Annotated in this window: 10 protein-coding genes; all 10 read right to left on the bottom strand. The window is 64.5% G+C overall.

What is annotated here, in order from left to right; translation table 11 throughout:
- Positions 1-5: 5 nt before the first annotated feature.
- The 10 genes from CXK91_RS04045 to CXK91_RS04000 all read right to left on the bottom strand — a co-directional run bounded on the left by CXK91_RS04045 (position 6) and on the right by CXK91_RS04000 (position 15,283).
- Positions 6-689 (bottom strand): type 1 glutamine amidotransferase domain-containing protein, encoded by a 684-nt coding sequence (locus CXK91_RS04045; RefSeq protein WP_103455083.1) that lies wholly within the window; start codon positions 687-689, stop codon positions 6-8.
- 122 nt (positions 690-811) lie between these two features.
- Positions 812-2,701 carry a methyl-accepting chemotaxis protein gene (locus tag CXK91_RS04040; RefSeq protein WP_103455082.1) on the bottom strand — a complete coding sequence of 630 codons (1,890 nt, stop codon included), beginning with the start codon at positions 2,699-2,701 and terminating at the stop codon, positions 812-814.
- Positions 2,702-2,887: 186 nt separating this feature from the next.
- A complete protein-coding gene (locus CXK91_RS04035; protein WP_103455081.1) occupies positions 2,888-4,348 on the bottom strand; it encodes a sodium-dependent transporter in 1,461 nt (486 codons plus the stop codon).
- 82 nt (positions 4,349-4,430) lie between these two features.
- Complete coding sequence (gene maiA / locus CXK91_RS04030) at positions 4,431-5,090, bottom strand: maleylacetoacetate isomerase (protein WP_103455080.1); 660 nt, start codon at positions 5,088-5,090, stop codon at positions 4,431-4,433.
- Positions 5,080-6,063, bottom strand: coding sequence for a fumarylacetoacetate hydrolase family protein (locus tag CXK91_RS04025; RefSeq protein ID WP_103455079.1), 984 nt, complete (start codon positions 6,061-6,063; stop codon positions 5,080-5,082). The genes maiA and CXK91_RS04025 overlap by 11 nt, the downstream gene beginning before the upstream one ends.
- A complete protein-coding gene (locus CXK91_RS04020) occupies positions 6,063-7,202 on the bottom strand; it encodes a homogentisate 1,2-dioxygenase (RefSeq protein ID WP_103455078.1) in 1,140 nt (379 codons plus the stop codon). Before CXK91_RS04020 ends, CXK91_RS04025 begins: the two co-directional genes overlap by 1 nt.
- A gap of 206 nt (positions 7,203-7,408) precedes the next feature.
- Positions 7,409-8,494 carry a 4-hydroxyphenylpyruvate dioxygenase gene (gene hppD, locus CXK91_RS04015; protein ID WP_103455077.1) on the bottom strand — a complete coding sequence of 362 codons (1,086 nt, stop codon included), beginning with the start codon at positions 8,492-8,494 and terminating at the stop codon, positions 7,409-7,411.
- A 412-nt stretch (positions 8,495-8,906) separates the two neighbouring features.
- Complete coding sequence (locus CXK91_RS04010) at positions 8,907-10,316, bottom strand: sodium-dependent transporter (RefSeq protein WP_103455076.1); 1,410 nt, start codon at positions 10,314-10,316, stop codon at positions 8,907-8,909.
- 128 nt (positions 10,317-10,444) lie between these two features.
- A complete protein-coding gene (locus CXK91_RS04005; RefSeq protein ID WP_103455075.1) occupies positions 10,445-11,539 on the bottom strand; it encodes a Glu/Leu/Phe/Val dehydrogenase dimerization domain-containing protein in 1,095 nt (364 codons plus the stop codon).
- A 273-nt stretch (positions 11,540-11,812) separates the two neighbouring features.
- Positions 11,813-15,283: an indolepyruvate ferredoxin oxidoreductase family protein gene (locus CXK91_RS04000; RefSeq protein ID WP_103455074.1), complete on the bottom strand. Its 3,471-nt coding sequence runs from the start codon at positions 15,281-15,283 to the stop codon at positions 11,813-11,815.
- Positions 15,284-15,368 lie beyond the last annotated feature (85 nt).

Here is a 15,368-nt window from a genome sequence, read left to right as displayed (position 1 = left end):
TTCCATCAGTCGGTGCGTAACAGCTTGAGCAGCTCCTGCGCCGCCGCTTCCGATGAGGCCGGGTTCTGCCCGGTCACCAACAGGCCGTCCACCTGCACATAGGGCGCCCAGTCCGCACCCTTGCTGTACTGGCCGCCGCGCTCGCGCAAACGGTCTTCGAGCAGGAACGGCACTACGTCGGTCAACTCCACGCCCGCCTCCTCGCCATTGGTGAAGCCGGTAACGCGCTTGCCCTTGAGCAAATATTCGCCATCCTTGCCGCGCACTTCGGTCAGTGCCGCCGGCGCGTGGCACACAGCAGCCACAGGCTTGTCGGCCCGGACGAAGGACTCGATCAGGGCGATGGAAGTCGGGTTATCCACCAGGTCCCACATCGGGCCGTGCCCACCGGGGTAGAACACCGCGTCGAAATCCTCGGCCGAGACCTGATCCAGGCGATAGGTGTTGGCCAGCAGCGTCTGGGCCTCACCGTCACCGTTGAAGCGTTCGGTAGCCGCAGTCTGGGCGTCGGGCTCGTCGCTCTTCGGGTCGAGCGGCGGTTCGCCACCCTCGGGCGACGCGAGCACCACCTGCGCGCCGGCATCCAGAAAGGCGTAGTACGGCGCGGCGAATTCCTCCAGCCAGAAGCCGGTCTGTTTGCCGGTATCACCCAGCTGGTCGTGGGACGTGAGCACGATGAGAATTTTCATGGAGCCTCCTTGGGGATACGCGACGTGAACAGTTCAGACTGCCATCACCGGCACATTGCTCCGCTGCCATATCACATCCATGAAAAAGGGCGCCGCAGCGCCCTCGAAAACCACCGTTCAGGTCAGATGCGGAAGCTGTCCACCAGCTGCTTGAGGCGGCGGGCCTGCTGATCCAGATCGCCACAGGCGCTCAGCGTAGACTGCAGGTTTTCCACGCCTTGCTGGTTCAGCGTGTTGATCTCGGTGATGTCCATGTTCAACGACTCGATCACCGCGGTTTGCTCCTCGGTCGCCGCAGCCACCGATTGGTTCATACCATCGATCTCGCCGATGCGTTGCGTCACTTCGCCAAGCCGTTCGCCAGCGCGATCGGCGATGGAGACGCTGGATTCGCTTTGCCGCTGACTCTCGGTCATGGTCTGCACCGAGGCGCCGGCACCGATCTGCAGCTGCTCGATCATCTGCTGGACTTCCTGCGCCGAGCTTTGCGTGCGATGGGCCAGGTTGCGCACCTCGTCGGCGACCACGGCGAACCCGCGACCCGCCTCGCCAGCGCGCGCCGCCTCGATGGCGGCGTTTAGCGCCAGCAGGTTGGTCTGCTCGGAAATACCCTTGATCACTTCGAGAATCTGCCCGATGTCCACGGTCTTGGCATTCAGCGTCTCTATCTGCGTACAAGACGCGCTGATTTTGGCCGAAAGCTCGCGCATGGCACTGATGTTCTGCTCGACTACCTGACGGCCGTCTTCGGCCTGGTGCCTTGCACCGCTGGCCTGCTGCGAGGCATCCGCGGCGTTACGGGCGATTTCCTGAGCCGCCGCGCCGAGCTCATTGATCGCAGCAGCGACGCTGTTGGTTCGGCTGGCCTGCTCATCGGAGTTGGCCATGGACGAGTTGGACGCCGCCAGCACCCGCGCTGCCACTTCGTTGACCTGCTGCGTGGTAGAGGACACCTCGCGGATAGACGTATGGATACGCTCGACGAAGCGGTTGAAAGCCGAGGCCAGTTCGCCGAACTCGTCTTTCGACTGCACCGCGAGGCGCCGGGTCAGGTCGCCCTCGCCTTCGGCGATGTTGGCCATCGCACGGCCCATGTCGGTAAGCGGACGCATCAGCACGCGAATCAGCATCCCCAGCAGCAGCATGACCACCACCACGGCAATCAACGCAGCGAACACCGCCGATGTGCGGAAACTGGTGAGGCTGGCATACGCCTTGTCACGGTCCAGCGATATGCCGACGTACCACTGCACCGAAGGCAACCCCTTGACCGGGCTGAAGCTGAGGATGCGGTTGGAATCGTCACGCTGCACTTCGACATAGCGGCTATCGAGCGATGGCGTGTTCTGTGGGTAGATGTCGCGCAGCGATTGCATCACTCGTTGGCTGTCCGGGTGAACCAGCACCTTGCCGTCACCGCTGACCAGGAAGGCGTAGCCCATGCCGTCGAAGTCGAGCGCGTTGATGATTTCCACCAGCACCTTCAGCCCCAGGTCGCCACCGACGACGCCGAGATTCTGTCCTCGCTGCACGGCGGGGGTGGCGATGGAGATGATCAGCTCGCCGCTCGCCGCATCCACATAGGGTTCGGTCAGCGTCGAACCACCCGCCGCAATGGCGTCTTTGTACCAGGGGCGCGAGCGTGGATCGTAGTCGGCTGGCATCTCCTCGGCGGGACGCATGAGGAAACTGCCATCCTGCCCCCCGAGGTAGCTGAACATGAACGTCTCAGCCAGCGCCCTTTGCTCGAGCAGCGTAGCCACTCGCGCTTCGGCGCTGTCACTGCCGATGTTCTGTGCAACGCTTTCCACCAACAGGATACGGCCGGAGAGCCAGTTCTGGATGTTGTGCGCCGTCACCTCGCCCATTTCATCGAGATAGCTCTCGAGGTTGGCGCGGATGGCGTTACGTTGTAGGTAGTCGTTGAACAGGGTGAACAACGAGAAGGTCGCGATCACGATCAGCGATGCGGCCAGAAGAATCTTGTGGCTGAACTTGAGACTGTTGGGCATGGCAGCGTGTCCGGATCGGTTCGGGCAAGCGAGCATCCCTGTTCCGTGCGCCTCCCTGGCTGTCACCCTAAATTGTCGGCCACGTCCAGCAGAACTTTACGCATAGATGACGACGATCAAGCGGGGGATCGCCTTTCCGACCGGAGACAAGCGTGGCGCCTTTTTACGGGCGCCACGTTCGGCCAATCAACGTCCGGCCAGTGCCGGCACAACCCGCGGCCGCAGCAGCTCGCCGATCACGGTGAGCGCTCCGATAGCACCGGCGATCCAGTACCAACGCTGCAGCGGGTCAAAACCCAACCAGCCGAGGGCGTGCAGGAACACCATCAGGATCAGCACCGGGCAGACGTAACGCACCATGAACAGCCACAGCGCGTAGCCCAGCGGCGGCAGGTTCAGCTCGTCACGCATGATCTCGCTGCGCAGCGCGTAGCCAGCCAGTAGCACGGTGAAGATCCCGCCCAGCGGCATCATCCAGCGCGAAGTCAGGTAATCCAGCCAGTCGAAGAAGTTTTTGCCCATTGGCGTCCAGCCGGACAGCACGTTGAACGAGAGCATCGCCAGCATGCTGATCACCAGCAGCACGGAGCCCGAAACCATCGCCGCTTTCAGGCGCGAGATACCGTATTTCTCGTTTAGGTAGGCAACGGTGGCTTCGATCATCGAGATCGCCGAGGTCAGCGCCGCGATCGACACCATGGCAAAGAACAGCACGCCGAACGCGGTGCCGAACGGCATCTGCTGGAAAGCCAGCGGCAGGCTCATGAAGATCAACCCTGGGCCGGCGGTCGGGTCCATGCCGTTGGCAAAGATGATCGGGAAGATCGCCAGCCCGGCCATCAGCGCGACGCAAGTGTCGGCGAGCGCAACCATGAAGGTGGTGCGGGCGATGGACTGGTCGTCCGGGATATACGAGCCGTAGGTAAGGATCGCGCCAGCCGCCAGACTCAGGGTGAAAAACGCATGGCCAAGGGCGGCCAGTAGCGCTTCACCGGTGATCTTCGAGGTGTCGAAGCTGAACAGGAAGGCGAAGCCCTGATCGAAACCGCCGCTGGTGTAGGCGTAGCCGACCAGGATCAGCAGCATCACGGCGAGGCCAGGCATCATCCAGCGCACCGCATTCTCGATGCCCTTCTGTACGCCCTTGGCGACGATCCATAGCGTCAGTAGCGCCACCAACAGGCTCCAGCCGCCGAGCTGCCAGGGGTTGGCGTTGTGCGCCTCGAACACGCCGCCAAGCGCCTCGACGCTGGTAGCAGCCAGCGAGCCATCGAGCATCTTCACCGTGTAGGCGAATGCCCAACCGGCAACAACCACGTAGAAGCAGAGGATCAAAAAGCCGGCCGTCATGGACATCACGCCGACGCCCTTCCACAGCGGGTTGCCATTGTTCTCGCGAACGACCCGGCCGACAGCGTCGATGGGGCTACCACGGCCGCGGCGGCCGAGGGCTATCTCGCACATCATCACCGGCACGCCGATGGCCAGGATGCACAGCAGGTACATCAATACGAAAGCACCACCGCCGAACTCGCCGGTGATGTAGGGGAATTTCCAGATGTTGCCCAGCCCTACGGCGGAGCCTGTTGCCGCGAGGATGAAGCCCCAGCGCGACAGCCAGAGGTTCTTCGGTTTTTCACGAGTCATACGTCACCTGTTTGTTGTTATCTGTGACGGGATCGGAACCGCCGCGCTCAGGCGCAGCAGCGTGCAAGGCGGATTCAGTCGTTCATTGAGCGTCGGGCTGCACCTCCGGCACGGCCTGCTGGAAGGCCGGAAGCGTCTCGCAGCGTGCGACGATCTCGAGAATGCGTGGATACGCCGCGAGGTCACAGGCAAAACGGCGCGCATTGTATACCTGCGGCACCAGACATGCCTCCAGATAACCTGGCCGGTCGTTCAGGTAAAGCTTGTCACCAAAGGTTTCCAGACCCTGTTCCACAGCCTCCAGCCCCTGGCTGACCCAGTGCCGGTACCAGGCGTTCTTCGCCTCGTCGTCGACGCCCAGTTCGGCGCTGAGGTACTGCAGCACGCGCAGGTTGTTCAGCGGATGGATCTCGCAGGCGATGTGCATGGCCAGCGAGCGCACCTGGGCGCGCTCGACCGGATCGGCCGGCAGCAGTGCAGGCACCGGGAACACCTCTTCGAGGTACTCCAGGATCGCCAGTGACTGGCTGATGCGCGCTCCACCGTTGGCCTCGTCCACCAGCAGCGGCACCAGCTGCTGTGGGTTGAGCGTGCGGTAATCAGCCGCACGCTGCTGGCCGCCATCCTTGACCAGATGCACCGGCACCTGCCGATAAGCCAGCCCCTTAAGGTTCAGCGCGATGCGCACCCGATAGGCAGCGCTGGAGCGCCAGTAGCCATAGAGCGTCAGCTCAGTGCTCATAGCGCTCGACCTGCTGATCGATGGCACCAAAGATGCTCTGCCCGTTGGCGTCGAACATCTCGATGCGCACCCGGTCGCCAAACTTGAGGAATGGCGTTTTCGCTTCACCGTGCTCGACCACTTCGAGCATGCGCTTCTCGGCCAGGCAGGACGAGCCAGCGCTGCGGTCGTAGTTCGACACCGTGCCCGAGCCGATGATGGTGCCGGCGCCCAGCGGACGGGTGCGCGCGGCATGGGCGACCAGGGTCGGGAAGTTGAAGGTCATGTCGATGCCGGCATCCGGCTGGCCGAACAGCTCGCCGTTGATGTGCGAAACCAGCGGGCGATGCACCTTGCCGTCGCGCCAGGTTTCGCCGAGTTCGTCCGGCGTCACCGCCACCGGCGAGAAGCTCGACGACGGCTTGCTCTGGTAGAAGCCGAAGCCCTTGGCTAGCTCGCCGGGGATCAGGTTGCGCAGCGACACGTCGTTGACCAGCATCAGCAGCTGGATGTGCGACGCGGCCTCGGCCGGCGTCGCGCCCATGGGCACGTCGTCGGTGATCACCGCCAGCTCGCCTTCCAAGTCGATGCCCCAGGCCTCGTCGGCCAGCCGGATCGGGCTGTGCGGCGGGATAAAGGCATCGCCGCCGCCCTGATACATCAGCGGGTCGTGCCAGAAGGATTCCGGCATCTCCGCGCCACGGGCCTTGCGCACCAGCTCGACGTGATTGACGTAGGCGCTGCCATCGGCCCAGTGATAGGCACGCGGCAACGGGCTGTGACAAGAGGCTTGATCGAAGGCGAAAGCGCCCTCCGCCACCCCGTCATTGAGGCGCTGGTAGACAGCTTCGAGTTTGGGCTTGCTGTAGTTCCAGTCATCCAGCGCGGCCTGCAGTGTGGCGGCGATCTGCGGCACTTTCACCGCCTGGGCGAGATCACGGGAGACGACGACGAGCACGCCGTCGCGGCCCTGGTTGAGGGTTGCGAGTTTCATCAGGATTCCTTGCCCGGCGCACGCCAGGAGTTGACGTATTCGGGAACATCGACGGCTGCGGCGGCTTCGCCGACTTCCAGCGCGCGGCGGGTATCGATCATCACCGCCACCTCGTCGGCAAAGGTCGCCGGGTCGTCCTGCGCCTTCTTCAGCGCCTTCGGATGCGGCCCGTGGGGAAAGCCGCAGGGATGGAAGGTCACCATGCCCTGCTCGATGTTGTCGCGGCTGAAGAAGTTGCCGCGGTGGTAGAACAGCACTTCGTCGTAGTCGTCGTTGTTGTGGAAGAACGGCACCTTCAGCGCGCCCGGATCGGATTCCACCGGCCGCGGCGTGAAGGTGCAGACCACGAAACCGTTGGCGACGAAGGTGGTGTGAGCAGATGGCGGCAAGTGATAACGATGGCTCATCAGCGGGCGGATGTCGCGCCAGTTGAGCCGTACCGCGGTGTTGTCGCCGTGCCAGCCGACCACGTCCAGCGGGTTGTACGGGTAAGTCACGGTAGTGATCTGGTCTCGCCGCTTGATGCGGATCTGCCAGGGGTTCTCGTCCTGCTGCGCGCGAAAGGCATCATCCAGGCGCGGATGGTCGAGCACCGCGGCGTCGAAGATGGCGTGGGGGCCGACCAGGCCTTTTTCCGGCAGCTGGTAGGCGCCGTCGGTGTTCTCGATCAAGAGCATGAACACCGGCTGCGTCGCCTCGATGCGCCAGGCGGTGCCGCGCGGGATCATCAAGTAGTCGCCGTCGCGAAATTCCAAGTGCCCGAAGTCGCAGTAGAGATGCCCGGCGCCCTCGTGGATGAACAGCAGTTCGTCACCATCACCGTTGCGCACCAGATGGCGCATGGCGCCGTTGGTCTTCCACAGGCGCAACTTGACGTCGGCGTTGTGCAGCGCCAGCGGCGCCTGCAGCGGGCAGTCGCCTTCGCTGGGGATGTGATTGAAGTTGAAGGCGTGCGGGCGCAGCGGGCCTTCCCAGTCGATCCAGCCGGTCGGCGGATGCTTGTGATGCAGGTGCGAAGCCGGGCCGAAAAAGCCTTCGCGGCCCATTTCGCGCTCGTAGGTGCCCTGCGGAAAATCGCAGTGCGCCTGACGCGAACTCTCACCCTCGCGGATGGGGAAACTGATCCATTTACGGCTCATGTGTCTCTCCTTCGTGATACCGCGTGATCTGAATGGCGGTGCGGTGAGTGCCGATGCGTAGGGTGGATGTCGCGTAGGGTGGAAGACTGCGAAGCATCTTCCACGCGGCTGAACCGGGTCGGCCCCACGCGGGCCCGTTGTTCCCGCCATACGCGTGGATGTGCTTCGCGACATCCACCCTACGCAACCCCACCCCGGCGCTGAACTTACTCGTCCGCCTTGATCACGCCGCGGCGCAGCTGGTCTTCCTCGATGGATTCGAACAGTGCCTTGAAGTTGCCTTCGCCGAAGCCCTGGTTGCCTTTGCGCTGGATGATCTCGAAGAAGATCGGGCCGATCACCGTGTTGGTGAAGATCTGCAGGAGGATGCCGTCATCCCCCGGCGCGCCGTCGATCAGCAGGTTCAGCTCGCGCAGCACATCGGTTGGCTCGCCGTGGCCGGCAACGCGCGTATCGACCTTCTCGTAATAGGTGCCCGGTGTGGTCATGAAGTCCACGCCGTTGGCACGCAGGCGGCGCACGGTCTCGTAGATGTCGTCGGTGGACAGCGCGATGTGCTGGATGCCCTCGCCGTGGTATTCGCGGATGAATTCCTCGATCTGCGATTTGTCGTCGGCCGACTCATTGATCGGGATGCGGATCTTGCCGCAGGGCGCGGTCATGGCACGTGAGAACAGGCCGGTCAGCTTGCCCTCAATGTCGAAGTAGCGAATCTCGCGGAAGTTGGCGATGCGCTCGTAGAAACCGGACCAGACATCCATCTGCCCACGCATGACGTTGTGGGTCAGGTGGTCGATGCACATCAGGCCGACGGCGTTGTCATTCGGCGTGCGCCCTTCGATGTACTCGAAGTCGACGTCGTAGATACTCTTGTCACCGTAGCGGTCAACGAGATACAGCAGCGAGCCGCCGATGCCTTCGACGCAGGGGATGTTCAGCTCGCCGAAGTTGGCGTGGCTGCCGACCAGCTTGGCGCCCTGGGATTCGACGTAGGCGGCGGCCTGCGCGGCATTCTTCACCCGGAAGGCCATGGCGCAGGCGCTCGGGCCGTGCTTCTCGCCGAAGGCGCGCACATGTCCGGTGGGGCTGCCGTTGAGCACGATGTTGATGTCGTGCTGCTGAAACAGCCAGACCTCCTTGGAGCGGTGCTTGGCGGTTTCGGTAAAGCCCATCTGGGTGAACAGCGTACGCAGCTGTTCGATACCCTCGGCATTCGGCGCGGTGAATTCGACGAACTCGAAGCCGTCGGTGCCGATGGGGTTGTGCTGTTCAATCTTGTTCACGGCGTTCATATCGCCTCCTGATTATTGTTGTGAGGACGGCCGTTGCACGGCTTGGCTGGCCCCATCACACCCCAGGCCAGGGCGGCGAACAATGCTGTTTACGGGCACGGAAAGCGGCAGGTGCCATCCCCGCTGTCAGGTTTTCCTTACAGCGCCTTTTTTGCTGAAAAGCCTGGCCCGGCGGCTTGCCAGGCGTAACGAAAAGCTGACAGAGCGGTGCGACAACCTGCCGCACATATCATCCCGTGCATGGCGTCGCGCATAAAAAAGGTGGGCTGAAGCCCACCCCACCAAGGCCTGTGTCGGCCTTCGATGGGATGGACCTGAGCCCACCAAAAGGACTTCCTGAGAAGCCCGCAGCATTCTTGCGGGGTGGGCTTTCAGCCCACCGACGCGTTCTGCACGGACAACCGTGGTCGCGCTAGATCAGCCCGAGCAGGTTGAGGAATACCAGCACGATGGCCACCGGCGTGCCGTAGCGCAGCAGGTTCCACCAAGCCTGGAACAGCCCGGCGTTGCGAATGCCGATGGCCTCGCTGACCACGTGACGCTGCAGCACCCAGCCGGTGAACAGCACCGTGCCCAGCCCGCCCAGCGGCATCAGCCAATTGGTGGTGAGGTAGTCCAGGGTGTCGAAGAAGGTCTTGCCGAACAGCTGGTAGTCCGCCCAGTGGTTGAAGGAGAACACGCTGCCCAGGCTCAGCAGCCAGAGCACCAGACCGCTGCCCAGCACCGCCTTGGTCCGGCTGATGCCGAAGCGCTCGGTGAGCCACGCGATGCTCGGCTCGGAGAGCGAGATGGCCGAGGTCAGCGCGGCGATCACCAGCATCACGAAGAACAGCCCGCCCACGACCTGCCCCAGTGGCATCTGGCCGAAGGCGATCGGCAGGGTGACGAAGATCAGTCCCGGCCCGGCCCCTGGCTCCAGGCCGTTGCCGAACACCAGCGGGAAGATCGCCAGGCCGGCCAGCAGCGCCACCGCGGTATCGGCCAGCGCCACCAGAATCGAGGTCTTGGCGATCGAGGTGCCTTCCGGCAGATAGGAGCCGTAGACCATCATCGCGCCGCAACCGAGGCTCAGGGTGAAGAAGGCATGGCCAAGGGCGACCAGCACGCTCTGCGCAGTCAGCGCGGAGAAGTCCGGCACGAAGAGAAACTGCAGCGCCTGGGCGAATTCGCCTTCGATGGCGGCATAAACAACCAGCACCAGCATCAGCACGAATAGTCCGGGCATCAGAAAGCGCAGCGAACGCTCCAGCCCACCGCGCACGCCGAAACCGACGATCAGCATGGTCGCGGCCAGCACCAGCGTGGCGCAAACCACCAGGCGCAGCGGGTCCGCCAGCAGCGCGCCGAACAGCTCGCCACTGGCCTCACCGCTGACCCCGGTGAAACCGCCGCTGAAAGTCGCCGGCACATAGGCCAGCGCCCAGCCAGCCACCACCAGATAGAAACTCAGAATGAGAAAGCCGGTCAGCCCGCCGAGCCAGCCGACCACGCGCCAGCGCGAACTGGCGCCGGCTTCGCGAGCCAGCCGGGCCACGGCGCCATCAGGATTCGCCCGACCGCGACGGCCAATCATCACTTCGGTCATCAGCAGCGGAATGCCGATCAAGAGGATGCAGGCGAGATAGACCAGAACGAAGGCGCCGCCGCCGTTCTGCCCGGTCACGTAAGGGAATTTCCAGATGTTGCCCAGGCCCACCGCCGAGCCGGTGGCGGCGAGGAAGAACACCCAGCGAGAGGACCACAGGCCTCGGCTGGCGTTGTCTTGGATACGTGCGCGGGCGCCAGCGAGGGCGCCGGCCGCGAGGCTGCTTTTATCGGTCATTGCGGATTCCTGCTTGTTGTTTTTGTCAGGGATAAAGCGAACGAACGGAGCGGGCACGGCGCTGGCGATCGCCGCCCGCCGTCTCGCTCAGTGAAGGCCGGCACGCTCAGGCGGCCGGTCTGGATTACTCACGAAGCCTGGCGCTTGAGTGCCTCGGCCTGCGGTACGCCACCAGCGTGCAAGCGCTCCAACGCAAGGCGATCGGCTATCACCGAGGTCGGCTCGCCGCTGGCGGCGGAGCGGGCGAATATCTCGCCCAGCGTCTCGCCGATGGCTTTTACATGGGCGTCGATCTGCGCGGCGCTGCCGCCGGTGCGCTGGTAGTAGACGTCGATGATGCCGCCGGCGTTGATCGCGTAGTCCGGCGCATACAGCTGGTTGCGCCGCTGCAGTTCGACGCCGATCTCCGCGGTGGCCAGCTGGTTGTTCGCCGCGCCGGCGATCACCGGCGCACGCAGCACTTCCAGGGTCTGCTCGCTGAGAATGCCGCCCATGGCGCAGGGCGCGAAAACGTCCACGTCCAGGCCGTAAATGTCCTGTGGACGGACCACATTGGCGCCCAGTTCATCCATCGCCTGCTTGACGTTGGCGTCGAAGATGTCCGCCACCCAGAGTTCGGCACCGGCTGCCTTGAGGTGCCGCGCCAGTCCCAGGCCGACATGGCCGACACCCTGGATCGCCACCTTCAGCCCGGCCAGGTCATCGCGGCCGAGGCGCTGGCGCACCGCTTCCTTGAGGCCGACGAACACGCCGTAGGCCGTGGATGGCGACGGGTCACCGCTGGCGATGCTGCCATCCAGGGTGGTGCGTGGCGTGGCGCCGACGACATGACGGGTGCGCTGGGCGAAGGCCTGCATTTCGGCATCTCCGGTGCCGGAGTCGGCGGCGGTGATGTAACGGCCGCCGAGGCTGTCGACGAAGTCGCCCATGGCGTGCAGCAGCGCCTGGCTCTTGCCGGTATGCGGATCGCCGATGATCACCGCCTTGCCGCCGCCGAGCTTGAGCCCGGCCAGCGAGGATTTCAGCGTCATCCCGCGCGACAGGCGCAGCACATCGCGCAGGGCGTCATCGTCATTGGCGTAGGGGAACACCCGGCAGCCACCCAGCGCCGGACCGAGGCGCGTGTCGTGGATGGCGATGATGGCTTTCAGACCCGACGCCTGGTCATGGCAGAAAACCACCTGTTCGTGGCGATCGAAGTCGGGGTGAGCGAAGACGGACATTTGGGTTACCTCTTTCATTGTTATTGGATTCGGGGCCTTGCTGTCGGGCCCGTCTGAAAACGGTTCTGGCGGAAAGCATCGCCCCGAGGGCGGGCCTCCCGCAAAAGCGGCCGGTGCACACCGAGCCCTGTAGGAGGCGCGACCTCGCGGCGACTGCGAGGGAGGGCCTCTCACAAAAGTGGCCGGCACATACCGAAGCCTGTGGGAGGCGCGCCCCCGCGGCGACTGCAGGCCGCAGGGCTGCCCGAGGCCAATCCACCAGCGGACGTCTCATCACGCCGCCGGCTGGAACAGCCGCACGCTCTGCACCTCGTCGCCCTTGGCCAGCTGCTCGCGCAGCAACTTCTCCTGCTGGCGGGCCTTGGCGATGGAGCGCTCCTTCACCGGGCCGTAGCCGCGGATCTGTTCCGGCAGCGCGGCGATGGCCACGGCGGTGCGGTAGTTGGTCGGCTTGAGCTGGGCCAGCAGCTCATCCACGGTCTTCTCGTACTCGCTGATCAACTGGCGTTCGACGCGGCGGTCGTGGCCATAGCCGAACGGATCGAGCGGCGTGCCACGCAGGAAGCGGAACTTGGCCAGCACGCCAAACACGTTCAGCACCCACGGCCCCAGCTCGCGCTTGCGCGGCTCGCCGGTGACGGGGTCACGCTTGGCCAGCCAGGCCGGGGCGAGGTGGAACTGCAGCTTGTAATCGCCCTCGAACTGCGCCTCGAGCTGCTGGCGGAATTCCGGCTCGCTGTAGAGGCGCGCCACCTCGTACTCGTCCTTGTAGGCCAGGAGCTTGAAGTAGTAGCGCGCGACGGCCTTGGACAGCGCCAGATCATCGGCGCTATCGGCGCCGCGCACGCGCTCGACCAGCTGGCGATAGCGGCGCGCCAGCCCGGCGCCCTGGTAGCGGGTGAGGAAATCCACGCGCCAGTCGACGATCTCTTCCAGGGTTTTACAGATTGGTTCGGCGACCTCGACTGGGCGCGCCAGCCCTTCCACCGCTTCGCGTTCGAGCACGGCGCGGCGGCCCCAGCGGAAGGCCTGCAGATTCAGCTTGGCGGCAACGCCATTGAGCTCGATGGCCTTCTCGATGGCCTCGGCGCTGATCGGCAGCAGCCCCTGCTGATAGGCGAAGCCGAGCAGGAACAGGTTGGTGGCGATGCTATCGCCGAGCAGTCGCGTGGCCAGGCGGGTGGCGTCGACGAAGTGGGTCTTCTCGGCGCCGACCGCATCGCTGATAGCCTGGCGCATGGCAGCGCCGGGCACCTGGGCATCGGGGTTGCGGGTGAATTCGGCGGTGGCCGATTCGTGGCTGTTCACCACGGCGTTGCTGATCTGCTCGTTCAGGCGGGTCAGCGATTCATCGCCCGCCGCGACGATCAGGTCGCAGCCCAGCAGCAGGTCGGCTTCACCGGCGGCAATACGCACCGCGTAGATGTCGCTCTGCTTAGCGGCGATGCGCACGTGGGTGGTCACCGGGCCGAACTTCTGCGCCAGGCCGGCCTGGTCGAGCACCGTGCAGCCCTTGCCTTCCAAATGCGCGGCCATGCCGAGCAGCGCGCCAATGGTGGTCACACCACTGCCACCGACGCCAGGAATCAGCACATTCCACGGCCGCTCCAGCGACGGATGCTGCGGCTCGGGCAATGTCGCCGCCTCGATACCACCGGCCACCGCTTCCGGCTTGCGCAGCCCGCCGCCATGCACGGTGACGAAGCTCGGGCAGAAGCCCTCGACGCAGGAGAAGTCCTTGTTGCAGGCGTTCTGGTCGATCTCGCGCTTGCGGCCCAGTTCGGTTTCCAGCGGCAGCACCGCCAGACAGTTGGACTTCTCGCCGCAGTCGCCGCAACCCTCGCACACCGCCGGGTTGATGAAGGCGCGCTTGGCCGGATCTTCCATCTTGCCGCGCTTGCGCCGACGACGTTTCTCGGTGGCACAGGTCTGGTCATAGATGATCACCGAGACGCCCTTGAACTCGCGCAGCTCGCGCTGCACCGCATCCAGTTCGCGGCGGTGGTGGAAGCTGGTGATCGGCGCGAAGCTGTCGCGGGTCGGGTACTTGTCCGGCTCGTCGCTGACCAGGGCGATGCGCTTGACGCCCTCGTGGAAGATCTGCCGGCTGAGCTGATCGACGCGCAACTCGCCGTCGATGGGCTGGCCGCCAGTCATGGCCACGGCATCGTTGTAGAGAATCTTGTACGTGACGTTGACACCTGCTGCGACGGCGGCGCGAACAGCCAGGCTGCCGGAGTGGAAATAGGTGCCGTCACCCAGATTCTGGAACATGTGCGGGGTGTCGGTGAACGGCGCCTGGCCGATCCAGTTGACGCCCTCGCCGCCCATCTGGGTGAAGGTCTCGGTGCGCCGGTCCATCCACTGCACCATGTAGTGACAGCCGATACCGGCCGAGGCGCGGCTGCCCTCGGGCACCTTGGTGGAGGTGTTGTGCGGGCAGCCGGAGCAGTAGTGCGGCGTGCGCACGGTGCTGTAGCTGCGCGCGGCCAGGGCCTTTTCCTTGGCGGCTAGGAAGGCCAGCCGCGCCTGGATGCTGTCGCTGGTGTAGATCGGCGCGAGGCGCTTGGCGATCACCCGGGCGATCATCGCCGGGGTCAGCTCGGAGAGGTTCGGCAGCAGCGAGTTGCCCTGCTCGTCGAACTCGCCGACCACCCGCGGACGCTTGCTGACGGGCCAGTTGTAGAGCTGCCCGGTGAGCTGGTCCTCGATGATGCTGCGCTTCTCCTCGACCACCAGAATCTCATCTAGCCCCTGGGCGAACTCGTGCACCGAGACCGGCTCCAGCGGCCAACTCATGCCGACCTTGAGCACGCGCAGGCCGACCGAGGCACACAGCGCTTCGTCCAGGCCCAGGTCATCCAGCGCCTGACGCACGTCGAGATAGGACTTGCCGGTCGTGATGATGCCAAGTCGCGGATTCGGCGAATCGAGCATCACCCGGTTGAGGTTGTTGGCGCGGGCGAAGGCGCGGGCGGCGTAGATCTTGTACAGGTTGAGGCGTTTTTCCTGGACCAGTGGCGGGTCCGGCCAGCGGATGTGCACACCGTCTTCGGGCAGTTCGAAATCGTCCGGAATACGTGTCTGCATGCGCAGCGGATCAACTTCCACCACGGCGGAAGAGTCGACGTTCTCGGCGATGGTCTTCAGCGCCACCCAGCAACCGGAGTAGCGCGACAGCTCCCAGCCGATGATGCCGTAGTCGAGGATTTCCTGGACGTTGGCCGGGTTCAACACCGGGATCGAGGCGGCGATGAAGGCATGCTCGCTCTGGTGCGGCAGCGTCGAGGACTTGCAGCCATGGTCGTCACCCGCCAGCAGCAGCACGCCGCCATGAGGCGAGACCCCAGCCGCATTGGCATGTTTGAACACATCACCGGCGCGGTCGACGCCCGGGCCCTTGCCGTACCACATGGCGAATACGCCGTCGTACTTGGCACCGGGGAACAGGTTGGTCTGCTGGCTGCCCCACACCGCGGTAGCGGCCAACTCTTCGTTGACGCCGGGCTGGAAGTGGATGGCGTGTTGCTTGAGGTAGTCGCGGGCTTCCCAGAGGCTCTTGTCCAGCCCGCCGAGTGGCGAGCCGCGATAGCCGGAGATGAAGCCACCGGTATTCAAACCACGGGCCTGATCACGCTGATGCTGCAGCATCGGCAAGCGGGTCAGCGCCTGGGTGCCGGTGAGATACAGATGACCGGTTGCAAGCCGGTACTTGTCGTCCAGACGGATCTCGGCCAGAGACATGGGGCGCTCCTAATTTGTTGTTATCGGAGTCAGGGCAGCGTTGTTCGCTTACCCGCCTGACGCAGTCATGAAGAAACCGCACGGT

The sequence above is a fragment of the Stutzerimonas stutzeri genome (genome assembly GCF_002909485.1).
Lineage (GTDB): Bacteria > Pseudomonadota > Gammaproteobacteria > Pseudomonadales > Pseudomonadaceae > Stutzerimonas > Stutzerimonas stutzeri_AH.
Note: the sequence above shows the minus strand (reverse complement) of the source record. Positions and strands in the feature narration are given on the sequence as shown.